The 23,330-nt window shown below is 73.1% G+C and carries 18 protein-coding genes; 6 read left to right on the forward strand and 12 right to left on the reverse strand.

Annotated features, from left to right (window positions below; translation table 11 throughout):
- Positions 1-44: 44 nt before the first annotated feature.
- Positions 45-1,247: a M20/M25/M40 family metallo-hydrolase gene (locus tag ABGB14_RS38185; protein WP_347648729.1), complete on the reverse strand. Its 1,203-nt coding sequence runs from the start codon at positions 1,245-1,247 to the stop codon at positions 45-47.
- Between the two features lie 248 nt (positions 1,248-1,495).
- Here ABGB14_RS38185 and ABGB14_RS38190 point away from each other — a divergent pair, with 248 nt between their 5' ends.
- From ABGB14_RS38190 to ABGB14_RS38210, 5 genes are read left to right on the forward strand one after another with little or no spacing between them, the layout of a single operon-like run.
- Entirely contained in the window at positions 1,496-2,242 is a 747-nt protein-coding gene (locus tag ABGB14_RS38190; RefSeq protein ID WP_347648730.1) for a GNAT family N-acetyltransferase, read from the forward strand.
- Positions 2,239-2,907: an SIS domain-containing protein gene (locus ABGB14_RS38195; protein WP_132332880.1), complete on the forward strand. Its 669-nt coding sequence runs from the start codon at positions 2,239-2,241 to the stop codon at positions 2,905-2,907. Before ABGB14_RS38190 ends, ABGB14_RS38195 begins: the two co-directional genes overlap by 4 nt.
- 3 nt (positions 2,908-2,910) lie before the next feature.
- A complete protein-coding gene (gene menC / locus ABGB14_RS38200) occupies positions 2,911-4,092 on the forward strand; it encodes an o-succinylbenzoate synthase (protein WP_347648731.1) in 1,182 nt (393 codons plus the stop codon).
- 22 nt (positions 4,093-4,114) lie between these two features.
- Positions 4,115-5,557, forward strand: a complete 1,443-nt coding sequence (locus ABGB14_RS38205) for a Na+/H+ antiporter NhaC family protein (RefSeq protein WP_347648732.1) — start codon at positions 4,115-4,117, stop codon at positions 5,555-5,557.
- Positions 5,558-5,597: 40 nt separating this feature from the next.
- Positions 5,598-7,217: an amidohydrolase family protein gene (locus ABGB14_RS38210; RefSeq protein WP_347648733.1), complete on the forward strand. Its 1,620-nt coding sequence runs from the start codon at positions 5,598-5,600 to the stop codon at positions 7,215-7,217.
- A 75-nt stretch (positions 7,218-7,292) separates the two neighbouring features.
- Here the strand turns inward: ABGB14_RS38210 and ABGB14_RS38215 are convergent, their stop codons facing one another.
- The 10 genes from ABGB14_RS38215 to ABGB14_RS38260 form a co-directional block, all read right to left on the reverse strand.
- Positions 7,293-8,297 carry a hypothetical protein gene (locus ABGB14_RS38215; protein ID WP_347648734.1) on the reverse strand — a complete coding sequence of 335 codons (1,005 nt, stop codon included), beginning with the start codon at positions 8,295-8,297 and terminating at the stop codon, positions 7,293-7,295.
- Positions 8,298-8,426: 129 nt separating this feature from the next.
- Positions 8,427-11,159 (reverse strand): PQQ-binding-like beta-propeller repeat protein, encoded by a 2,733-nt coding sequence (locus ABGB14_RS38220; RefSeq protein ID WP_347648735.1) that lies wholly within the window; start codon positions 11,157-11,159, stop codon positions 8,427-8,429.
- Positions 11,117-11,968 carry a hypothetical protein gene (locus ABGB14_RS38225; RefSeq protein ID WP_347648736.1) on the reverse strand — a complete coding sequence of 284 codons (852 nt, stop codon included), beginning with the start codon at positions 11,966-11,968 and terminating at the stop codon, positions 11,117-11,119. The genes ABGB14_RS38220 and ABGB14_RS38225 overlap by 43 nt, the downstream gene beginning before the upstream one ends.
- Positions 11,969-12,108: 140 nt before the next feature.
- On the reverse strand, positions 12,109-12,504 hold the full coding sequence (locus ABGB14_RS38230; RefSeq protein WP_347648737.1) for a hypothetical protein: 396 nt from the start codon (positions 12,502-12,504) through the stop codon (positions 12,109-12,111).
- A 73-nt stretch (positions 12,505-12,577) separates the two neighbouring features.
- Positions 12,578-15,778, reverse strand: coding sequence for a hypothetical protein (locus ABGB14_RS38235; RefSeq protein WP_347648738.1), 3,201 nt, complete (start codon positions 15,776-15,778; stop codon positions 12,578-12,580).
- Positions 15,775-17,103, reverse strand: a complete 1,329-nt coding sequence (locus tag ABGB14_RS38240; protein WP_347648739.1) for an SWIM zinc finger family protein — start codon at positions 17,101-17,103, stop codon at positions 15,775-15,777. The genes ABGB14_RS38235 and ABGB14_RS38240 overlap by 4 nt, the downstream gene beginning before the upstream one ends.
- 143 nt (positions 17,104-17,246) lie before the next feature.
- The gene (locus ABGB14_RS38245; protein WP_347648740.1) at positions 17,247-17,951 is read right to left on the reverse strand and encodes a hypothetical protein; all 705 of its coding nucleotides are present in this window, start codon (positions 17,949-17,951) and stop codon (positions 17,247-17,249) included.
- A complete protein-coding gene (locus tag ABGB14_RS38250; RefSeq protein ID WP_347648741.1) occupies positions 17,948-18,484 on the reverse strand; it encodes a hypothetical protein in 537 nt (178 codons plus the stop codon). Before ABGB14_RS38250 ends, ABGB14_RS38245 begins: the two co-directional genes overlap by 4 nt.
- Position 18,485: 1 nt before the next feature.
- Positions 18,486-19,802: a hypothetical protein gene (locus ABGB14_RS38255; protein ID WP_347648742.1), complete on the reverse strand. Its 1,317-nt coding sequence runs from the start codon at positions 19,800-19,802 to the stop codon at positions 18,486-18,488.
- A gap of 237 nt (positions 19,803-20,039) precedes the next feature.
- Positions 20,040-21,068 (reverse strand): helix-turn-helix domain-containing protein, encoded by a 1,029-nt coding sequence (locus ABGB14_RS38260; RefSeq protein ID WP_347648743.1) that lies wholly within the window; start codon positions 21,066-21,068, stop codon positions 20,040-20,042.
- 353 nt (positions 21,069-21,421) lie between these two features.
- Here ABGB14_RS38260 and ABGB14_RS38265 point away from each other — a divergent pair, with 353 nt between their 5' ends.
- The gene (locus ABGB14_RS38265) at positions 21,422-22,429 is read left to right on the forward strand and encodes a hypothetical protein (RefSeq protein WP_347648744.1); all 1,008 of its coding nucleotides are present in this window, start codon (positions 21,422-21,424) and stop codon (positions 22,427-22,429) included.
- 142 nt (positions 22,430-22,571) lie between these two features.
- On the opposite strand, the gene ABGB14_RS38270 is transcribed toward ABGB14_RS38265, so the two are convergent.
- On the reverse strand, positions 22,572-23,183 hold the full coding sequence (locus tag ABGB14_RS38270) for a DedA family protein (RefSeq protein ID WP_347648745.1): 612 nt from the start codon (positions 23,181-23,183) through the stop codon (positions 22,572-22,574).
- Between the last annotated feature and the right edge of the window lie 147 nt (positions 23,184-23,330).

Raw genomic sequence — 23,330 nt, forward strand, 5'->3', positions numbered from 1 at the left:
GTGCGTCGGCGTGGATGCTCGCCGCGCGCGTGCCGGGGAGGTGGTCAGAGCTCGGCGAGGATTCCGGCGACCAGGGCCGCGCGCTCGGGCAGGGTGGACAGCACGATCCGCTCGTGCAGCGCGTGCGCGCCCGCCCCGAGGGGACCGAATCCGTCGAGTGTGGGCAGGCCCAGCGAGCCGGCCGTGTTCGTGTCGGCGGCCCCCGCGGCGGGTTCGGCGGCGACGTCCTGGCTCAGCCGCTGCCCCGCCGTGCGTACGGCGGCGCTGAAGGGGTCGTCGGGGCCGTCGGAGGTCCAGGTGGGCCTGCTGGACAGGATCTCCGCCCGGACCCGCGCCCCCTCGCGCACCGGCGCGAGGGCGGTCAGCTCGGCGAGCACCGCGCTTTCCACGGCGGCGTCGGCGAAGCGCAGCCCGATGTCGGCCGAGGCGCGTTCGGCCACCACGTTGGTCTTGCCGCCGCCCGACAGCGCGCCGACGTTGCACAGGACTCCTTGGGAATGCCTGCCGACGACCTCGCGCACCCTGACGAGCTGGTCGACCAGCTCGTCGATCGCCGAGATCCCCTTCTCGGGGTCGAGCGCGGCGTGCGCCGCGCGCCCGTGCACGCTCAGCCGCAGCCGGGTACTGCCGCGCCGCCCGCGCTTGAGCGCGCCGCCGGGGTGCGGGGACTCGAAGCCGAGTGCGGCGAACGCGCCCTCCGCGCGTTCTCTGACCAGAGTGCTGGACGTGGGGGAGCCGATCTCCTCGTCGGCCACCACGACCACGCGTACCGGCCGGTGCCGGACGCCGGTGCGCGCGGCCACTTCCAGGGCCGTCTCCATGACCACCAGGCCGCTCTTCATGTCGAAGACGCCGGGCCCGTGCGCGAGGGTGCCGTGCTCGGCCGACTCCGTCACCTGCCACGGCATCGGCCCTGCCAGATGGCCTTTCGGCCACACGGTGTCGTGGTGGCCGATGAACAGCAGCGGAGCCTCGTCCGCTCGTCCGGGGGAGCCGGGGAAGTCGGCCGTGACGTGGTCGCCGGTGGGCTCGGCGACCCGGCGGGCGACGCCGCCGAGCTCGGTGTAGCGGGCCACCAGCAGGTCGGCGAGCGCGTTGAGCGCCTCGGCGTCGCCGGTGGGGGTCTCGTGCTCCACGTAGCGGCGCACCCGTTCCGTCATCTCCGCCGCGCGCGCCCGGGCTGCCTCACGAAGCCCGGTGACCGGGGTGCCCGCCGCACCGTCGTGGGGGGATCCGACGCTGATCATCTGCTGTCCTCGGGGGTTGGAGGGCAGGCGACCCGGTGCGGGCCGCCCCTGCGTTGCAGAGCATGATACGTGACGTATATCCGTCGCGATGGCCCGGCTGGCGCGTGGCTTCAGCGTCTATTTCGCGATTATTCGCAGCTCAGCCAGCATTGACAGCATTGACGGCATCTTGATACCTACTCTAGATGCGACTTTAAGGTACGAATCCCCGACATCACCCTCGTTCGCTGCAGGAGCACCCCGTCCTCATGACGTCAACCACAACGCCCGTGGTCAGGACCCTCACCACCCCGGACGAGCTCGGTCAGGCGACCACGCTCTACCGGGACGTGTTCGGCTACACCGACCTGCGCCAGGGCGCCAGCCCGCGGCTGCTCACCGCCCTGCGCGACAACGGCGGCTCCGTCGTCGGCGCGCGTGACGGCGACCGCGTCATCGCCTTCGCCTTCGGCTTCCAGGCCACCGACGGGACCAGCTCCTACCACTACTCCCAGGCGGCCGTGGTCCACCCCAGCCACCAGGGCTGCGGCCTGGGCCGGGCGCTCAAGTCGGCCCAGCGCGAGGTCGCGCTGGGCTGGGGCGTCACCCGGATGCGCTGGACCTACGACCCCCTGATCGCGCGTAACGCGCACTTCAACCTGGATGTGCTGGGCGCGGTCGCACGCTGGTTCCACGGCGGCTTCTACGACGACGGCTCCGACCGCCTCCTCGTCGACTGGGATCTCGGCATCGCTCCGGGACCCCGCGTACCCGCCCAGGATCCCCCCGCTGACCTGGGCGACTGGGCCCGCCCGGTCCCCGACGGCGACCGGATCTGGTTGCCGATCCCGTCCGACTTCACCGCCCTCGCCAAGCGAGACCCGCTCCACGCGGCACGGGTGCGCACCGATCTGGCAGCCGTACTCGGACCGCTGATGGATGACAAGTGGGCGGCCGTGTCCTGCGTGCCGCACACCCCCCAGACCGCCCTTTACCGCTTGGAGCGTGCCCTGTGACGACAGGCGACCTCGAACTCGCCCATGCCGAGAACCGGAGGCTGAGCAGCCCCGGCGAGCGCTTCGGCGCCCGGTTGCAACGCCGCTCGTCGGCCGAGGCGTTACAGCAGAAGGTCATCGAGCAGGAGACCCGCAATCTCGGCGAGGCCCTGGAGCGGATCACCGCCGACGGATCCGCGACCCGGGCCGCCGCCGCCGTGGTGGCCGCGCGGCGGCGCTTCGTCACCGGGTACGGCAAGTCGTTCGCCTACGCCTCGCTGCTGGCCACCGACCTGTCCGCCGGACTCTCCCACGTCACCCTCGTCGACGGCGCCGTGGTGCGGGTCCTCGACGTGCTCAGCGAGGTGAGCCAGAACGACGTGCTGGTCGCGGTGTCGCTGCGCCGATACCGCCGCGAGACGGTCGTCGTCGCCCGGCACTTCGCCGAGGCCGGCGGCGCGGTGGTGGCCATCACCGACGACGCGCGGGCGCCCCTGGCCTCCATCGCGGCCGAAACCATCGTCGTACGGACCGACAGCGCCTCCTACGCCGACTCGCCCACGGCGGTCGCCGCGGTCGTGCACCTGCTGACCACCCTGGCCACCGCCAGTTCGAAGGGCGCCCGGCGCAGGCTCGCGGAGCGCGACCGGCTCAGCCACGCCCTCGGCAACTATCTGGAGGACTGAACCATGCGCATCGTCGAAGCGTCACTGCACCTCGTGCGGCTGCCGCTGGTGCACGCGTTCCAGACCAGCTCCCATCGTAAGACCCACCTGGATCACATCCTGGTACGGCTGGTGGAGGAGTCGGGAGCCGAGGGGTGGGGCGAGATCGCCTCTCCGTCCGACCCCTTCTACTGCCCGGAGACCACCGAGACCTGCTGGCACATCGCCGAACGTTACCTGCTGCCCTCCGTCGTCGACGCCGTCTGGGAGCACCCGGCGGAGTTGCCCCGGCTGTGGCGCAAGGTACGCGGCAACCGCTTCGCGATGGCGGGCGTCGACGCCGCCGGCTGGGCCCTGTGGTCGGAGACCCGCGGCGTCCCTCTGGCCAAGGCGCTGGGCGGGACCCGCAGCGAGGTCGTGGCGGGAGTGTCGCTGGGCATCGAACCCACCTACGACGCACTCCTCGACCAGGTACGCCGCCAGGTCGACGCCGGTTACCCGAGGGTCAAGCTGAAGATCGCCCCCGGCTGGGACACCGAGCCGGTACGGCTGGTCCGCGAGGCCTTCCCGGACCTGGCGATCCACGTCGACGCCAACGGCGCCTACGGCGAGACGGCGGAGGAACTCGCCGTGCTCCGCGGTCTGGACGACTTCGGGCTGCTGATGATCGAGCAGCCGTTCGCGCCGCGCAACCTGGTCGCCCACGCCGCCCTGCAGCGCGGCGTGCGGACGCCGGTGTGCCTCGACGAGTCCGTCGACACCATCGACGACCTGCGCACGGCGCTCGCGCTGGGAGCCGGCCGGGTGCTCAACATCAAGGTGTCGCGGATGGGCGGGCTCACGGCCGCCGTGGCGGCCCACGATCTCGCCCGGGAGCACGGCGTGGACGTGTGGTGCGGCGGCATGCACGAATTCGGCATCGGCCGCGCCGCCAACGTGGCCCTCTCCAGCCTCCCGGGATTCACCCTTCCCTCCGACGTGTCGGCCTCGGCCAAGTACTACGCCCGCGACGTCGTCCAGCCGGAGGTCGTCGCCGACCAGGGCGTCGTCCGGGTACCGGACGGGCCTGGACTGGGCCACACCGTCGACGCCGCCTTCATCGGCGAGAACCGGCTGAAGGAAACCACGATCACCGCCCCCGCCACGTCCGCCCGTCGCGGATCCCCACCCGCAGCGGGCCCTGCCACGGCGGGATCAGCTGCCTGAACCCCGCGCAGAGAGAAAGCACATGAGCACCTCCTCCGGCACCTCCCCCAAGAACGACACCAACGCCTACGCCGTCGAAACCTCCCCCGGGCGCCGCAGGCTGACCAACATCATCGCCCTGATCGGCCTGGTCGCCTCGGTCTGCGCCGGTTTCCTCGCCAACGGCCCGACCCTCTGGGGCCTGCTGCCGATCGCGCTGTACGCACTGCTGTCCCTGCTCGGCATGGACATCGTGATCGCCACGGTCATCGCCCTGCTGTCGGGGGTGCTGGTCGCCCAGATGCCGCCGCTCGACGTCGGCGCGCTGCTCGGAGACTCCCTGGCCGACCAGGTGACGATGATCGGACTGATCATCATGCTGGGGTCCGGCGTAGGCGAGATCCTGAAGGTCACCGGCGTGGCCGCGACCATCGTGCGCGGGGTCATGCGCGTCGTGGGCGAGAGGAGCCGCTCCGCCGTGATCCTGGGCGTCATGGTGGCCTCGTTGCTGCTGGTGGCCAGCCTCGGCACGCTGGCAGGCGCGCTCGCCATCGCGGCTCCCATCCTGCTGCCGATCACCGCGCGAATGGGCTTCACCCGGTCGGCGACCGCGTCGATGATGTTCATCGGCGGCTGCGCCGGGTTGACCGTCGCGCCTTTCGCGGGGTCCAACGTGGCCATCATGGACGCGGCCGGGATCGGCTACCTCGGTTACCTGGGCTACGGAGCCGCACCGCTCGCGGTGCTCTCGCTGATCATGGGGCTCATCGTGGTCCCGTGGATGCAGCGCAGGACCGAGCGCGCCGACGACTTCTACAGCGAGGCCGAGGTCGGCGCGGCGACCGACGCGGACGAGCCGGCCGCGGGCACGGGCCGGGCCACGGCCGCCTTCCTGATCGTGCTGCTCGCCAGCGTCGTCTACGCGACCGTCACCATGGCGGGGACGGCGTTCCCGCTGCTCGCCCTGCCGGTGCTCGGCGTCGTCACGGGCCTGGCGAGCGGCCTCGGCCCCAAGGAGATCATCGAACATCTCTACCGGGGCGCATCCCGGCTGATCAGCATCTTCCTGCTCTTCTGGCTGCTGGCGGGGCTGTTCATCACGATCGACAAGCTCGCGCCCTTCAAGGTGATCCTGGACATGTACGGCGAGAGCCTGGCGGGCAGTTCCCCCTTCGTGTTCACGATCCTCATCGCGCTGCTCGGCTGGGTCGGCGTGCCGGGGGCGACGGCGGCCCAGGTGGTGCTGCTCGACAAGGTCTTCGGCGACCTGGCCGCCCACATCGGCGTCGGCGTCGGCGCGTGGACGGTCGTGCTGCTGTTCGCCTCCAAGGCCGACACCTACGGCCCCTTCCCCAACGGCAACATGGTCGGCGCGATGGGCCTGGCCCGCTCCTCGAACCTGCCGAACATGATGATCACGGGGTGGCTGCTGCTGGTCCCGGCCTGCCTGATGTACACGGTCATCCTGCTCCTCCTGTCCCCATGAGACCGGGATACGGCCTGCTGGACGTCGCGACACCTGGAGGATGAGCACAGTGACGGAGCACGACACCGTAGTCCGTGGCGGCACCCTGATCGACGGCACCGGCGCCCCCGGCTACCGGGCGGACCTCGGCCTCGACGGCGGGCGGATCACCCGGATCGCCCGCCCCGCCGGCGGCGACCCGCCGAAGGGCCGCACCACCGTCGACGCCTCGGGTCTGGCGGTCACGCCGGGCTTCATCGACCTGCACTCGCACGCCGACTTCAGCATCGAAGGCTGGCCCCAGGCCACCACCCAGCTCCACCAGGGCGTGACGACCCTGGTGACGGGGAACTGCGGGTGGTCGCCGTTCCCGCAGGATCCGGCGGGCCTGCTGCGCGAGTGGAGCGACTTCCTCGCTCCCGAGACCGGGTGGGACTTCACCGACACCGAAGGATTCGCGGCCACGGTGTCCGGCGCGCGGCCCGCCGTCAACCTGGCGTTGCAGGTCGGGCACGCGGCGCTGCGGGTCGCCGTCATGGAGGGAGCCGAACGGCCCCCCGAGCCCGCCGAGCTCGGCGCGATGCGCGCGCTGCTCCGCGCGGCGGCGGCCCAGGGCGCCTACGGCTTCTCCACCGGCCTGATCTACGCCCCGGGTTCCTTCGCCACCGAGGAGGAGGTACGCGCGCTGGTGGCCGAAGCGGCGGCGGCGGGCCTGCTGTACTCGACGCACATGCGCAACGAGGCGGCGGCGCTGCTGCCCGCCGTACGCGAGGCGCTGGGCGCGGCGGAGGCCGCCGGCGGCCGGCTGGAGATCTCCCACCTCAAGGCGATGGGACCGGAGAACCACGGCTCCGTCGTCACCGCGCTCGCCGAACTGGACCGGGCGCGGGAGCGCGGCGTGGACGCCGCCGCCGACGTGTACCCGTACACCGCCTCCAGCACCACCCTGACCTCGCGGCTCCCTCTGTGGAGCATGGACGGCGGGCCTCCCGCCCTGCTGCACAGGCTGGCCGACCCCGCCGATCGCGAACGGGTGGCCGAGGGCCTGAGAGCCCGCTTCGGCCGCGACGTCGACCCCGAGGGCGTCATCCTCGCCGAGCTGGCGGACGGACCCTACAGCGGTGCCGTCGGCGACAGCATCGCCGAGATCGGGCGGCGCGAGGGCACCGATCCGGCGGAGGCCGCGCTGCGGGTCCTCGCGGCACACCGCGCCTCGGTGAAGATCGTCAACCACGCGATGAGCGAGGAGGACGTCGTCACGGTGCTGCGCCACCCGATGGTGTCGGTCGCCAGCGACGGCTGGGTGCTGCGGCCGCAGGGCGCGGGGCTGCCGCACCCGCGCAGCTTCGGCACCTACCCGCGGGTGCTGGGACGGTACGTTCGCGAACTCGGCGTGCTCGACCTGCCCGAGGCCGTACGCAAGATGACCGGGCTACCGGCCCGGCGGCTGGGAATGGCCGACCGCGGCCGCCTCGCCGAGGGGGCGGTGGCCGACATCGCCGTCTTCGACCCCGGGACCGTCGCCGACCGTTCGACCTACACGGATCCCTGGCAGCTGTCCACCGGCTTCGCCGCCGTCCTGGTGGCCGGCGTCGCCGTACTCGCCGACGGCTCGCCCACCGGCGCGCGGCCGGGCACGGTGCTGCGCCGGCCTCGCCCTCGCCGCCCGGCCACCCGGTGACCTCGCCACCGATGACAACCCGGGTGCCTCCTGCGCCCCTGCTCAGCAGGGGACGGCACCGGCCAGGCCGGCTCGTCAGAAGCACGGCAAGGTGTGCCGGCGATCCCTCACACGGTCGTGGACGGCGCGCAACCACGGCTCTCGAGCCGCCGGCAACCGGGCCAGCGTGCGGAGAAACACGTCCAGGTCAGGCAGGAAGGGCCGGCACGGCAGCGGCGGTGGCGGATCGTCGCGGCGGACCGCGTCCGGCATCCCGGCGGCCGCCGGGGCGAGACGCCGGTCGTCATGGAAGGCCATGGACACCCACACGCCGGCGGCCAGCGGCACCACCGATCCCGCGTCGCACTGCCATGACCGGCCGGTCTGCGGATGCCGCGGTACCAGGGCGATGTCCGCGGTCGTGACGGACAGCCCAGGCCCGGCCAGGACGAGGTTCCGTGCCGATGGGCCCGGAGGGAGCAGCGTGTCGAGCGCCTTGCGAAACGCCCCGGCGACCGGTCCGTCAGGAACGACGATCCGCCGGCCGCCGGAGACCGCCAGCAGGCGTGCCAGCGCCACCGCGACCGACGCCTCCCATCGCGGGCTCCACCACCCGGGCTGCTCGACGGGCGGCGGGTCGGGACAGGTCTCTCGCAGTTCGTCCCAGCCGGCCGGCGTGCGAGCCGGGCCTTCGACGCCGGCCGGGCGCACGGCGCGGGGGTCCAGCCACACCGCCTGCCAGCGCCCGCAGTCGTCGACGCGGGTCGCCACGGCCAGCCCGCACTGCTCGCACGCCAGGTTGGGGCCGTTCCGTTCGTCCAGGCCGCAGCAGCAGCCGTCACACCGCTCCGGGATGAGAACGGTGCCGCGGACATCCCCGGGCGCGATCGCGACCGTTCCGCGGGGTCCGTACGGCAGGCGAGACACCGGCAGGTAGACGCCACGGGCCTCCGCCTCGTGCGCACCGACCTCGTCCCATGGCCGCCGCGGCGGCCCGGAGGGTTCGGGGCGCACCGCGTAGGTTCCGGGCTCCAGCAGCGCCGGAAGCAGGTCGTGACCGTACGTCTGGTCGGCGTGGTCGGGAAGCTCGACCCGCGACAATCGCGCAGTCAGTACGGCACCGCATCCGGTGCATGCGAAAACGACCAAGCGTCACTCCCACGCCTTGACCATGCGATCGTGGTCATGCCAGAACAGGCCTGTCCACGCTCACCTTGGCACACGAGGGCCTCACGAAGCACCGGGCGGCGTGGGCCGGGCGTAGAGGTTCCCGTTGGAGCTGCCGACATAGACGAAGCCGCCGGCCACGACAGGGACGGTCGCGGCGGTGCCGCCCGTCCGGAACGTCGATCGCACCGTGCCGGTGGCCGGGTCGAGGGCATAGAGCGTCCCCTCGCGGTCCGAGACGTGGACGGATCCGGCCGCCGCCACCGGGCCGGCGTCACGGCCACCGGGCAGCGGGAGACGCCAGCGCATCACGCCCGTGGCGGTGTCGAGCGCGTACAACGTACGGTCGGGTCCGGCGGTGAACACGAGCCCGTCCGCCACGGCGGCGCTCCACGTGAACAGGGGCTGGTCGCCCTTGGCCGGGAAGTCCCACAGGCGGGCGCCGGTGGCGGCGTCCAGCGCGTGCGTGGTGCCCTCGTCGTCGCCCACGTAGACGGTCCGGCCGGCCGCCATGGGGCGGGAGGAGATGGCGCCGTCGATCCGGGTCCTCCACCGGACCTCGCCCGAGACGGCGTCCAGGGCGTGCACGCCGCCGTCGCCACTCGTGGCGTAGACGGTGGCGCCGGCCCGGAGCAGGAGGACGCGGTCGTGTTCCGCGCCGAGCCGGTGATGTCGCCGCCGGGTTCCGGTGGCGGGGTCCAGGGCGTACACCATGCCGTGGTCGCTGCCGGTGAGGACGACGTCGCCGGCCAGCACGGGCTCGGGGGCGAGCATGTCGCCCGCCGGCTCGAAGCCCCACAGCCGCCTGCCGGAGGCGGCGTCGAGCACGACGAGTTCGGCCTTCAGGGACCAGGCGGGGCGCCTGGTCCACAGGTAGAGGCGGCCCGCCGCGACCACCAGGTCGCCCATGACGATGATCTTCCGGCTCCACCTCGGGCGGCCGGTGGCGGTGTCCAGCGCCACCACCCTGCCGGTGCCGCCGGCCGCGTACACGGCGCCGTGCGCCACCACGTGGTCGTCCACCACGGGACCGCCCGTCCGATAGCGCCACCGCACCGCGCCGGTGGCGGCGTCCAGCGCGGACACCGTGCCGTCGCGGCTGGTGGCGTAGATGACGCCGCCGGTCACCACCGGCGCGGTACGCACGGCCGCGTCGGTCGGGAAGCTCCACCCGCGTTCGCGCACGGCGGCGGGAGGCCGGGCACCCGGCTCGTACCGGGCGAGCAGCCGGTCGCGCAGCAGCGGCGAGACGAGCCGCACCGCCTGCCGCGACGACGAGGTCAGCCGGACGACGACGGGGCCCGCGTTGATGATCGTCGCGCCGTAGGAGCCGTTCGTCTCGTGCACGGTGAAGGACAGGAAGCCCGGCGCCTCGGTGGTGGGGTCGATGTCGCCGGTCGCTCTGATGGCGGCGGTCTCGGCGGTGTACAACCTGCGCGCGCTCGCATGCGACGACGACACCCATTCCACGGACAGCGTGACGACGGCGCCGTCGTCACGCGGCGGTATCCAGTCGCATCTCGCCGCGCCGTCCGTTGCGGGGACCGCGCGGTAGCCGTCCGCGAAGGCCGACAGGTCGCGGCCGGTCAGCAGGCCGCAGGCGTCCGGCCAGGCGGTCTTCGGGCGGGCGGTCCCATAGATCAGCCTGTACGCGGTGAGCCGCTCGTCCCCGGGGACATGGCTGAGCACGAAGGCCAGGTCCTGGCTCGCCCCGGCGAGGGAGACGAGGTGAGCGGGCAGGTCGACGGGCAGCCCGGCGAGCCGTCCGGTGCCGGGGTCCACGGAGATCAGGTAGGCGGGCAGCGGCCACGTGGAGTCCTGCAGGGTACGGCCCTGGTCGTTCGCCACGGTGAAGGAGCCGGCGTACAGGGGCGGGTTCCAGCGGTCGGGATCCGTGACCTTGGCGGTCTTCGAGCCGGTGGACAGCAGACGGCCGCCGGGCCCGAAGAAGAAGTCGTCCTCGCCCGCCCTGGCGCGCGCGTACCCTTCGGCGTTGGCCGTGAGCCGGATCGGCGGGCCCCCGTCCTTGGGGGAGGCCGTCGACGGCAACAGGCGCGTCCACACCTGCCGCAGGGTACGCGGATCCATCGAGGCCAGCCGCAGCGCGTTGCCCTGGCAGTAGCTGAGCAGGAGCACCGATCGGGTTGTCGCGGCGCCGGTCAGCCGGCAGCCTCGCGGGTAGGTCACCCTGGCCGTGGTCGTTCCGGTCCGCGCGTCGAGGGCCTGGATGTCGAGGGGTTCGTCCAGCCGTTCGAACACCACGATGCCGCGCTCGGTCGCCATGATGCGCGGGCCGTGGTAGAAGCCGGTGTCGCCGAGCCGGGGCTGACGGTGGCCGGTGGTGATCGTGCGCCGCCACAGCGGCGCGCCCGTCCCCAGGTCGTGGCCGTACAGGGTCTGCTGGGTGCCGTCCGGTTCTCCTCTGGCGACGGCGAGCGTGCCGCCCGCGATCCAGACGCCGGTGACGGGCGCGGGCCGGGCCGGGTCGGCGGGGATGGTGCGCTGGAGCGTGCCCGTGCGAGGGTCGTGCACGCGTACGGTGCCCTGGCGGGTCGCCACGGCGACCGCCCGGTCGGACACGGCGTGGCCCGCGGTCCCCAGGAACTCGACGCCGTTCTCGGCGTCCGCGGGCACCGACCACGACGCACGCCATTCGACGGGTACGCGGGCGAGCGTGGTGTCCACGGCCGCGGCCGGGCACGCCGCCAGGACGACCACGAGCAGGAGCGCGGCGGACCGGTACCGGCGCGGGGTCAGCACTTCCCGGCCTCGGCGAGCTTCCGTTCGATCGCGCACGCGCCGCTCCTGGAGATCGGCTGCCAGCCGCCGAGCGGGGAGGTCGTGTAGTAGGCGCGATAGGAGCTGGAGGTGCCGGTCACCCGGAACGGGGTGCTGTCCGGCCCCTGCACCGTCACCTGCTCGGTCCGGTCCCCCGCGAGCGCGGTGATGACCAGGTCGAAGGCGTAGTAGGCGGCCGTGCCCGTGACCGTCAGGGCAAGCGTGACCCGTTCGTCCCGTTTGAGGTCGATCTGCTTCTTCCTGAAGTACGAGATGTCCGGATCTTCGGGAGAGGTGAAGCGGGGTGCGGGTTCGTCGAGGTCGGCGGAGAGCTCGACGGTGGCGGCCTCTCCGGCGGGGCTGTGGACGAACAGCGCGCCGTCCGAGACGGGCTTGCGGTCGAGGACCCGCGGCCGGATGTCGACGATGCGCAGGCTGCTGCGGTTGCCGACGAGGACGACGGTGAGCTCGGCCGTCTCCACCGGCGCCCGGTCGTGGCGCGCCATGACCGCGTCACGTCGCGAGCCGGACGCGCTGCCCAGCAGGAGCGCCCGGTCCGCCGGGTCGGTCACCGCTTCCCGCAGGGCGGTGTCCTGCGCGGCGTGGTCGACGGCCACGTGGCCGACCTTGATCGGGGGCTCGCCGCTGATGCCGTCGACGGCGTCGGAGCCGCTCGCGTTGTACCAGGCGGAGAACACGACCCCGACCGCCGCGACGATCACGGCGCTGACGATCCCCGCCAGCCACGTCCGCATGGCCGTCCACCCTCCCGCCTCCTTGGCGGGAGCGGCGGATGCGGAACGCCTCTTCTGGCGCGCTCTGGCCATGGGGCGCCCCTTCGTCGGCGGTGTGCGGCAGCTGATTTATAGCTGACGGGATGGCCGCGTGGCCGCGCCGTTGACGAATTCGGTCTGGGATCGCCCCATGGCCCGCGGCGCGGCCCGCCCATCCCGCACACCGCCGCCGGTCAGGTCTCCCGGGTCAGGAACTGGCGGAGGCTCCGGCAGGCCCGGGCCAGCGAGGCCGAGCCGCGCCTCTTCGCATGGGCCGCCACCTCGGGGATCTCGCCCCGCGCGCCTGCCCACGTGGCGATGCCGGTGGCCAGCACGACCGCGTCGGTGTGCGCGCGCCGGGCCCGCTCTCCTTCTCCGGGCAGGAAGGCGGCCAGAAGGTGGCGCAGGATCGTCCACACCTCGGCGTGCGCGCCCTGCCTGGCGGCCAGCTCCAGCGAGGGCAGCGCGGGACCGGCCTCGTAGCGGGTGCGGCGGCCCAGCAGACCCAGCAGCCGGCCCGTCTCGGCGGCCGGGAGCGCGCCCTTGGCCGCCAGCTGGAGCAGCGGGGGCACCGCGTCGTCGCCCTCCATGGCGAGGAAGTAGGCCAGGATCAGGGCCGTCGCCGGGCCGGACGCGCCACCGGCCAGGGCGAGGTTGCGGAGGTCATGACGCGGCCCCGGCGAGGTGGGCGTGCAGGCGCCGGCACTCGTGGACGAAGCGGGTCGTCCGGCGGCTGCGCGCGAACTGGCCGATGACCGGGATCTCGCCGCGCGCGCCGGTCCAGCGTGCCACGTCGGCGGCGAAGGCGACGAGGTCGGTGTGGGTCACGGTGACGCGCCGCCCCTCGCCCGGCAACATCCCGGGCAGCAGAGCACGCACGATGCGCCACACCTCGTGGTGGCCGCCGGCGTCGGCCAGCTCGGTCAGGGCCGCGATGGTGGGGCGGGTCTCCCGCCAGGTGCGGCGCAGCACCAGCGCGAGCTGGCGGCCCATCGCCTCGGCGGGCAGCTCGCCCTTCGCGGCCATGTTCAGGATCAGCGGGATCGAGCCGGGCACGCCGCCGGCCAGGAGGAAGGCGAGGATCACCGCCGTGGACTCGCCCGCCGGGCCCTGGGCGATCTCCAGGCCGGTGATCTCCGTCGGAGTCACCCCCGCGCCCCAGTGGCCGCGCAGCAGGAAGGGCAGGGCGTTGACGGCCACGACCTCGCGGTGCGAGGGCAGCACGGCGGGCCAGGCCATGAACGTGCCGCGCGACTCGCCGATCGTCCAGTCGAACGGCTGGCGCAGCAGCACCTCGTCGATCAGCCGATGGCCGGTCGGGGCCGTGGTCCGCAGCACGGGCTGCAGCCTGACCTCGGTGAAGTGCTCGGGTTCGCCGTCGCCGAAGTCGACCATGGACGCGCCGACCATGTGGCGCCACACGTGGCCGCACTCGGGGTCGGCCAGGCCGTCACCGGCGAGCCAGCGGGCGGCCGAGCGCGCCGCCTCCGAGTCGACCTTGGCGGCCCGGTCGGCCGCGGCCGGGTGGCGGCCCCGGGGCAACCGCAGCAGCGCCTGCGCCAGGTCGGCCGGGGGCGGCTCCACGCCGGCGGCGGCGCAGGTCTCCAGCCGGCCGACCAGCACGTCGGGGTCGAGGTGGCCGCTCGTCCAGGTCGGCGTGGCCAGCAGCACCGGCGGCAGGGTGCCGTTGCGGAGGGCTTCGGCGAGCTCGGCGTAGCGGTGCAGCAGGAAGTCGTGGGGCGGGGAGACACCATTGGGGTGGGGCAGCCGGTTGCGCCGCCGCCACTCGTCGTGCTCGGGCAGCTCCTCGGGCATGAAGGAACGCAGCCGGGGCGGGACGAAGCCGACGGTCACCTGCACGAGCGGCTCGCCCGGGCTCGGCGGGGGCACCTGCTCCCCTGCCCGCATCGCCGCGATCCGGGCGGGGTCCACGCCGAGCTCGGCCATGCGCTCGTAGACGTCGTGGAGGATGAAGGACGGCATGGCCTCCTCGGAGTCGTCGTACACGACGCCGGGCCTCGCCCGCACGGGACGGAGGTGATCCGGCAGGCCGTCGTCGCTCTCCTCGTCGTCGGCGCCGGCCTGCCACGGCTGCTCGACGTCGGTAGGGGAGCCGTTCAGGTGGATCCGGCCGTCGGCGAAGGGGACCTGCCGGCCGCCCTCGTGGGCCACCGCCCCGTCCGGGCCGTCGTCGCTGGTCCAGGTGATGAAGAAGGCGCGCAGCGGGGTGTCGTCGTCGAGGTAGCGGCCGGGCCGGTAGGCGCCGCCCACCATGATCCGCCGGGGCGACGGCTCGGGTTCGGGCTCCTCGCCACGGGTGAGGACGTGTACGCCCACGGAGTGGCTCGCGGTGTCCCAGAACTTCTTCGGCCCGATCGGTGGCAGCTCCGGCACGCTGCCGGGGGTGACGAGCTCGGCGGACAGCGCCGACTGCCAGTCGCTGGGGTGGAGGCGCACGTCCAGGGACCGCCAGTAGCCGTGGTCCTGCTCGACGTGGAGCTTGAGCTCGTGGCGCAGTTTCGCCCGGTCGGCGGCGATCCCGGCGACGAAGGCAGCAAGCCAGCGCTCCTGGCCGATCCAGTGCTCGTGGTGGCCGGGGGAGAGCGACGGCTCGGGGAAGCGCCGCGCCCGCGGCGGCTCGGGCAGGGGCGGGAACTCCTTCTGCTCCGGCACCTCCTCGACCGGGATCTCCCCGCCGAACTGCTCGGCCAGCTTCGCGCCGAGGTCGGCCGGGAGGTGGCGGACGCCGTCGAGGATCGTCTCGGGGTGACCGGTGAACAGGGCGGCGTTCTTCAGGGTCAGCTCGACCGCGCGCCGACGCACGTCGAAGGATTTGTGCGCGTACGCCGTGGTCAGCGCGGTCACGAAGTCGGCGGCCGCCTCCGGCGTCGCCCGGAGCGCCTGCTCGAGCCAGCGCAGGCCCGTGGCGGCGAGCTTGGCCTCGTCACGGAAGGTGAGCGCGTCGACCGCCTCGACCAGGTCGGCGTGGTCGAGCGGCATCGCCCCGCGCACCTGCCCGGCGGCCAGCTCGGCGACCGTGCCCGGAGCCGACGGCAACAACCGCAGGTAGTCACGCAGGCGAGGAGCGGACTCCGCGGGCGTCGGGTCGAGGAGCGTGTGCAGCCGGACGAAGAAGCGCAGATCCTGCGCCTCGCCGCCGCGCAGGAAACGGCTCACGCAACCGTCGAGCGCCTGCTCCCTGGGCAGCTCGCGGGCGGCGGCGGCCAGCCAGCGGGTCGGCCGGGGCTCCAGCCGCTCGTCACGGAGGGCGCGACCCGCGCCGTCAGCGGCGAAGACACGAGGCAGCAGGACGGGGGTCAGCGGGTCGTCGGTCACGCTCGGCGCGGTCAGCCAGGCGGCGACCAGCGGGTCGTGGTCGGGCGGCACGGCGCCGGACTCGCGCAGCAGCGACACGGCCAGCGGCGCGATGCGGTCGGCGGGGCGGCGCACCCGCTGGGCCAGCCGGACCGCGACATCGCGACGCCACTCCAGGGGCCGGGTGGCCGCCACCCGGCACACCTGGGCGACGTTGGGGTCCCCGGCCCAGCGGCGGTTGACGTCGCGGCCGGTCATCCACTTCACGGCGGCCGCCGGGCCGGTGATGACGCCGACACCGGCCAGCAGCAGTCCGTCGGCCAGCCTGTCGAGCAGGTCGCCGACCGCCCAGGAGGCCATCTCCTCGAGGTCGCCGGGATGCTGGGCCCGCACCTGCTCGGTGCGGGCGCGGCGCAGCTCCTTGACGAGGCCGGGCAGCTGCCCGCTCAGCTCGGCGCGCTCGTCCTCGGTGAGCGCGACCAGCCGGTCGGCCAGGCGGGTGACCTGGTTGCGCGTGACCAGGTCGCTGATCTCCGTCCAGAGGGTCATCGGGAGACCTCCACGGCTGCCCCGGCGACGATCCGGGCGGCCAGCACGTGTTTGCACGGCCCACGGGAGCCGCGATGGTCCCACCACCACTCGCAGGTGCAGGAACCGTCGGCCAGCGAGACCCTGCGCGTGCCGCCCGAGGTGCGGACGGTGGCCGACCCGCCTTCGAGGTGCACGGCGCCCGCGCCGACGAGCTTGCGCGCCCTGGCCAGCCGCGGGTTGAGCAGGATCACGTTGTCCTTGTCATAGGGCAGCTCGCGGTGGAAGTGGGCGGCCTCCGACAGGTCGTAGCCGACCCGGCCGGCGACGCCGAGCTGCGTCAGCGCGGCCCGCACCCGGTCGGCCGGGATGCCCGCGCGGCCGGCCAGCAGGCCGATCTCGACTTCGGGCTCGAAGTTGAGCAGCATGCCGACGACGTCGGCGTCGTTCTCGGCCTCCTCGGTGGCCAGGTCGTCGAGCACCGCGCCCTCGCCCGAGAAGCCGCGCCAGCGCTCGGGCGAGAGCGTGAGCGTGTAGCGCATGCCCGGCAGCTCCAGCTCCCAGGCGCTGGAGGCGGCGTCGGACGGGCCGTAGACCCGCAGGGACTTCGCGAAGCGCAGCAGCGGCAGGAGGGTGCCGAGCCGGTTGGGGCCGGCGAGCCGGACCGAGCCAGGGACCTGGCGGTCGGAAACCTTCAGCTCACGCCCCGCCTGCACCACCCACACCGTGCCCCTCCTGGGCAGCCCGCGCAGGAACCGCACCGCCGCCATGCCGGCCAGCTCACCGCGCTGGTCCATGCCCGAGGCGATGACCTGAACCTCGGCGAACCCGCGTAACCAGCGCTCGGGCAGAGGCACCTTCTTCTCCACCACCGCGCCGTCCAGCGTGGTCACGACCAGCTCGTCGAGACCCACCCCCAGGTGCAGCGGGTCACGCGCGCCGATGCGCGCCAGCGCCTCCCGCAGCGGAGCGTTGACGTCGACGTTGGTGGTGCCACGGTCGAGCACCTCGCCGTCGAGCGAGCCGCCCAGCAGGTCGAGCCGGCAATAGACGCCGCCACAGGCCGAGAACGACTCGAACCGTAAGCGGTCTCCGTCGCACGTCACCACCGGATCCCGCACCCAGCCCGGCCGCGCCTGCGGCTGGTGGTAGCGGGCCAGCGCCACATCGGCGACGCCGAGCAGGGCCGCCGCGGCGGGGGCCGCCTGGGTCACCACGCCGCTGAAGAACCGTGGGGCCACGGCCGGGCCGGACAGGGCCCGGCCGCCGGAGGTCGCGAGTCCGAGGCGACCGTCGACAAGGGAGGAGGGCGCGGCGTAGGTGTACGCCTGCGTCGATGAAGTCATGGCCGGGACAGTAGATCGTCCTACCGACAAATCGGCGCGGCGCGCGCCGGCGCACGGCCGTTCCAGACGGACCGCCGATCCGGCGTCCACCCAGCGGCACTGACGCACCCCGCTCCGGCGCCTGGCCACCGTACTCGGGCGGCTCAGGACTCGGGGGTGATGCGCAGGGCGTGCGGGGACAGGCTGGCCTGCAGCCGGAGGCCGCCGATGATCGTGGCCCGCTCGCTGGCGGCGTTCTTCTGGGCCCAGCTCCGCGCGCGCTCGCGCAACTTCGGCTGCGGAACGAGGGCCGCGTCGGCCATCGTGGCGAAGACCGTGGTGCAGGCGTCCTCGTAGGTGCCGAGATGGCAGGTGGCCCTCACCACCCTGATCCTGTCGGCGGCGTCGTACTCGATGTCCACGTACCTGCGCCCGTCGTCGCCCTTCGGCTGGCACCGCATGTGCTGCTTGGCCATGCTCCACGTGTCCGGGTTGCCGGGCCTGTTGGCGCACGTCCAGGAGTTGGCCTTCTTCATCCACTCGTCGACGATCAAGGTCAGGGTCACGCCGGGCAGGTACTGGTCGCCGACATCGGGGAAGTCGTCGGCGAAGGCGGGTGCGGCGGTGCTGGCCCGTACTTCGGTGGTGAGCAGGCCCACGGCGCCTCCCAGCACACCGCCCAGGACGAGCGCCGCGATCACGACGCCGGCGAGCGGCAGGAGGAGAGCCCTCCGCCGCGGCGGCCGGGGCGGCGAAGGCGCCGGCGACGGGGCGTGCTGGAAGGGAAAGGGAGGCGAGGGCTGGACCGGGCGCCAGCCCGTGCCGTCCCACCAGAACCTGCCGTCGGGGGAACGCTGGCCCGTGGTCAAGTGGGAATCCTTATGTCGAGCCGGACGTGGGCCTTCTCCGAGGTACGCAACACGTACGTGTAGTCGAGGATCGTGGCCTGGGTGTCCTTGCCGGCATCCACCTGCGCGGTCAGCCAGTCGCGGATCTCGGCCGTGGCCGCCGGGTCGTCCCGGTAGGGGAGGACGGCGAACCAGGTCAGGTAGGCCAGACCGGCCTCGGTGAGCGGATCCTCGTCGGCGTGGAAGACCCGGGGGGAGAGGCGGTAGACACCCCCGTCCGAGGACTCCACCCACGCCTCGAAGTGGACCGAGCCCACCACCATCTCGCACATCCAGGAGCCACGCGACTTGTCCTCGCAGGTGTGCCCGCGGCCCCGCAACGCGTCGAGCAGCGCGGACGCCTCGAGCCCTGGGATGCAGTCACGCGAGCCGCAGGACTGTGTCACCTGGCCGGCGCGCAGGTCCCGGGCATACAGGTACGCGCCGGCGCCGGCCGCGAGGAAGGCTGCCAGACCGGCCGCGAGGATCAGGATCCAGCGGGAGCGTGTGCCCACCTCACCCACCGTTCCGCACGAAGGCGGTCCACCGGCCGCGGAACGCCGACGCGGACAACCCGAGCACGTCCCTGGCCATCCCGTCGAAGATCGGCAGCTCGAAGAAGGAGGCGCCGGTGCTGGGGCGCTCGATCACCCGCGCGTACAGCTCCACCGCCGCGTCCCGGCCCTTGAGCCGTTCGGCCAGGCTGAACACCGACGAGCCGAGCTCATAGTTGAAGTGGATGTCCTGGCCGTAGAAGTCCTTGTTCGAGGGCGGCGCGCCGCGGAACTTCCCGGCGCGTACCCCGGCCGCCACACCCGCCCGGACCTGCGCGGCCCTCGCCTGGTTGCCGATGGTCTCGGTGTACCGGGCGAAACCTTCGACGGCCCAGGTCGGCGGGCCCAGCTCGCCGATGTTCGTCATCGTGGCCCGTGCGGTGACCGCGTGCGCCAGCTCGTGGCGGATGGTGCTCGCCGGATCGGCGCCCTGGTGGTTGCGCAGGTTGACCACGATCCGGGAGGCCGCGTACTCGCCCTGGTAGAGCTGGCCGTTCTTGCCCACGCCGCGCTGCCGGATCTGGAAGCCGAGGATCTCCGGGTTGAAGTCGCCGGCGGAGCCCAGGCCGAACCACTGCCGGTAGTTCGCGGCGTCACGCGTGAAGAACAGGACGTGTCCCGGGTACGTGAGCCGGTCGCCCCACAGGCGTTCGAGCATGCGCAGCTCCCGGTCGGCGGCGGCCGCGTACCGGTCCAGGTCGCCGGCGCTGCGGTCGCCCGCCAGCCACACCTTCTCGCCGACCTGGACGACCTTCAGCGCGTCGGTGTGCCAGGGCGCCTCGGCCGGCGGCGCGCTGCCGCTCGGGTTCTCCCTGGTCACGCGGGTGATGCCGGTGACCACGTCATCCTTCATCCGGTAGACGAACGACTCGGCGGGCGCGATGTCGCCCGGCCCGGCGTCCGCGGTCAGCTTCAGCACCCGGATGACCGGCTTGAACTGGCTCTCCCCGCCGGACATGCGCTGCTCGATCGTCGGTCCGGTGAGGTGGCGGACGTCTTCGAGCTCGAACTGGCGCAGGTTCGCGAAGACCAGCTTCTCGTACCGCATCAGCTTGTCGTTTGACGTGTCCAGACCGGCCAGGTAGGCGCCTTCGTCACGGTCCTTCAACGCTCTGGCCCGGCGCTCCAGGAACGGTCGCAGACGCTGCATGCCCGAACTGCCGGAATCGTAGTCCTCGCTCTCTATGAGCGGCCTGCGCTGCCCGCCGCACCCGGCGACCAGCAGCCCTCCGGCCAGCAGCACGGCACGTCTCGACCACGCCGCGTTCGTCTCCGGCATCCTTCCCCCACGCTTCACGGTCAGCCTTCGTCCGCGACCCGCCCCTCACGAAAGGCAGCGACCGCGGAGCGGTGTGACGGAGTGAAAGACGGACACTGACGTGCGGACAGGCGGCCCCCTCGACGACTGTGCGGGACGAGACTCTAGCGAGGCATCCGCATGACGGTCATTGACCGTCAGCGCACGAACGTTGGCACCCGGCGCAAGCCGCGGCCGACGGTCCGGCCGCCCGCGTGCTCACGCGCCGCCGTCCCTCTCGCGCGGCGCGGCCGGACGGCAGGGAGCGTCTGCCGGTTGGTGCCGCGTCCTGAGAGATCTCCGGTATTCGCCAGGGGGCATGCCGTACGCCCTCCTGAAGGCGCGGTTGAAGGCGGCGGCGTCCCGGAAGCCCCAGAGCCCGGCGATCTCCGCGACGCGACGCAGGTCGTGGCGGGGGTCGGCCAGGTCCGCGCGGCAGCGTTCCAGCCGCTGCCGGCGGATGTACTCGCTGACGGTCTGCGCCTCCTCCTCGAAGACGTGGTGCAGGTGGCGTACGGAGATGTTGTGGGCGGCGGCGATCGCCGGCGGAGCCAGCGCCGGCTCTCCGAGGTGCCGCCGGATGAACAGCTTGATCTCCCGCGCGAGCGCCTGGTGGCGAGTCGCCTCCGGTAGCGTGCGCGTCGCGTCGGCCAGCCCCGCCAGGAAGACGGTGGCGAGCTCGCTCGCCACCTTCCCCAGCGAGGCGTCCTCTGCGGAGCCCAGTGTCCCGCCCTCCCGGATCAGACCGCCAAGGAACTGGGCGAGCAGCGCTCCTGACCCGCGTGCCGACGACACCGGCCGGCCCACGTGCCGGCGTAACCGCTGCTCGGGCACGGGCAGCGCCCGGCGCGGCAACTGCAGCGAGATGATGCCGGACAGGCCGCCGTCCCGGCAGAGCACCCCGCTGTCGTACGGCCGGGAGGTGTCCATCAGCACCAGGTCGCCGACCGCCAGATCGGCCGTGGAGCCTGCTTGCTCCAGCCACATCCTCCCGGTGCACACGAGCGCCACCCACCACTGATCCGGGTCCGACTGGCGGATCATCCTCGAGGTGCGGAGCGTGCGCAGGTCGGGGTACCTCGGCGCCGACACGGTGATCTCGCCCAGCTGCAGCAGCTTCAGCGCGGCCGGGAAGTCGGCTTCGTGCTCGCTGCTGATCCGCGTGGGCATCAGGTGTCGCCCGACGAGAGCGCACCATCCCTCGAAACGGTCGGGAGGAGGCAGGTGCGAGCTGCGCCACTCGAACACATCGCTCCTTGAGCTTTCCGCGATGCCGCAGGCCGTCGTGGCCCGCACGTGCCGGCCATGTGCCGGCACGTGGCCGGCGGGAGAGCGCGCGACCGGCAGCCGATGCGCGTGCTCATCCGCCGTGTGATCGTACACGAACGTCCCATCAGGCGGCCTTTGTCTGACCGGTGCGGACCGGGTTGCCCGGCTCCTGGTCGCGGGTCCACCAGCCGGCGTCCGCGCCAGGGTGATGGCTCCGCGTCCGCTCGTGGACCCGACTTCGTATCGAACATGTGATCTAAAACTAGGGGACTTCCGGCCTATGATCTTGCTGTTCGCCGACAGGGGCGGGCATGACCGGACAGGAGACCGACTTGAGGCGTGCGCTGATCGCGTTAGGCATCGGCCTGAGCGTGCTGGCATCCACAACCGTCACCGCGCCGGCCCGGGCCGCGAGCGTGGTGAAGGTGCGGCTGGCGTACACGATGGCCGATGCCCAGGAGGTCGCCAGGTTCTGGTTGGCCGACGGAGCCGCCAACCTGAGGAACGCCACGCCGTACGACGTGTGGACCGGGCTCGCGGGGGAGCGGCTGGCCACGGACGTCGTCCCCGGCGGGCCCCCGTACTCCGTCCCGCCGGTGGAGGGGACGGTCCAGCCCGTAGGGGACGCGCCCACGACCCTGGGCAAGGTGTTCTTCATCGGCAGCGACCTCGCGCCCCACTGGTGCACCGGTACGTCCGTGCAGACCGCGTACCGCAACCTCGTCGCGACGGCCGGCCACTGCATGCTGGACGTCGAGGCCCCGATGGGCGCGCTCGGCAAGTGGGTCTTCGTCCCTGGCTACTCCGGGGGCGCGGTCCCGCACGGCCTCTACGTCGGCAAGGAGGCCATCGGCCACTACGACTTCGACGATCTCCGCGACCGGGACCGCGACTACGGCTTCGTCGCCGTGCACGACGGCGCCGTCCTGTCCGCCGCGGGCGTGCTGACCAGCGTCGGCAGGCTGGGCGACAACGTCGGCTGCCAGGGCATGACCTTCAACCAGCCGCTCGCGCCTGAGGCCGACCTGTTCGGCTATCCCGGTGGCGAGAGCCTCGAACGGGTGGCAGGATCCCCGTTCGCGATGCTGCTGGCCGGACCTCGCGAGGACCGGCCCGTCGGCGTGGGCTCCTCGTTCGCCGGTGCGGGCTGGCTCGGGTCCTCGTGGCTGACGCGGTATGCGGGCGACAGCCGTACCGGGTATCTCAACGGCATCACGATGGGCGTATCCGACACCGATGGCGACGGCCGGAACGACGCGAGCGTCTCGGCGTACTTCGACGGGGAGGCCGCAGAGGTCTACCGGTACGCCGCCCACCGCTGGAGCGGCCCCATCGCGTAGACGGCCGCCGCGCCCGCCCCTCCGGGCGGGCGCGGGGCCGCCCTCCCTGATCACCGTGGGTCCTCCGGCCACGCCCGCCGTCCAGGGCGTCAGCCGTCGAGCGCCGCCCCGTGCCGGGACCTCAGCCGGGCCGGCCCGCGCCTCAGCCGGACTCGTCGTCCTCGTGGCCTGCCGGCGCGCGGCGCCGGCGCCGCAGCAAGGCCACGGCCGCGACGATCAGCGCCAGGGCCGCGAGCAGCAGCCACGAGAAACGACCCAGGAGCTCCTCCAGGCGAGCGGCCGACGCTCCGGCGAACGCGCCGAGGCCGACGTACACCGCCGACCACAACAGGGAACCCGCGAGCGACGCCGGGAGGAACCGGCCGTAGGGCACGTGCGCGGCCCCGGCGGCCGCGGGCGTGAGCGTGCGGACGATCGGAACCAGCCGGGTGACGAACACCGCGGCCGCGCCGTGGCGGTGCAGCGCGGCGGTCGCGCGATCCCAGTGGCGCACTCCGAGCCGTCGCACCACCCGGGTGCCGCGCATGCGACCGGCGTACCGGTGCCCGAGCCAGTAGCCGACGTGGTCGCCGGCGGTGACCCCCAGCGCCACGATCAGCAGCATGGCGGCGAACCGCACGGGGGTGGTCGCGGCGACGCCCAGCAGCAGCACGCCCGTCTCGCCGGGGACGACCGAGCCGACCCCCAGCCCCGACTCGGCGAACGCCATGGCTCCGGCCACCAACCCGAGCAGGGGGAAGGGAAGATCGCTCACTGCCTGAACGCCTTCAGCGATCCAGTCCACCCAGTGCCCCCCGCATCCCGACCGCCGCTTTCCCCGCTTGACCCTACTGTTCGTGTCCTGTGCGGTGCCCTGATCAGGCCATCGAGGCGGACGCTGCGCGCGACCCGACGATCGCGT

Source organism: Nonomuraea sp. B10E15 (genome assembly GCF_039871615.1).
Taxonomy (GTDB): domain Bacteria; phylum Actinomycetota; class Actinomycetes; order Streptosporangiales; family Streptosporangiaceae; genus Nonomuraea.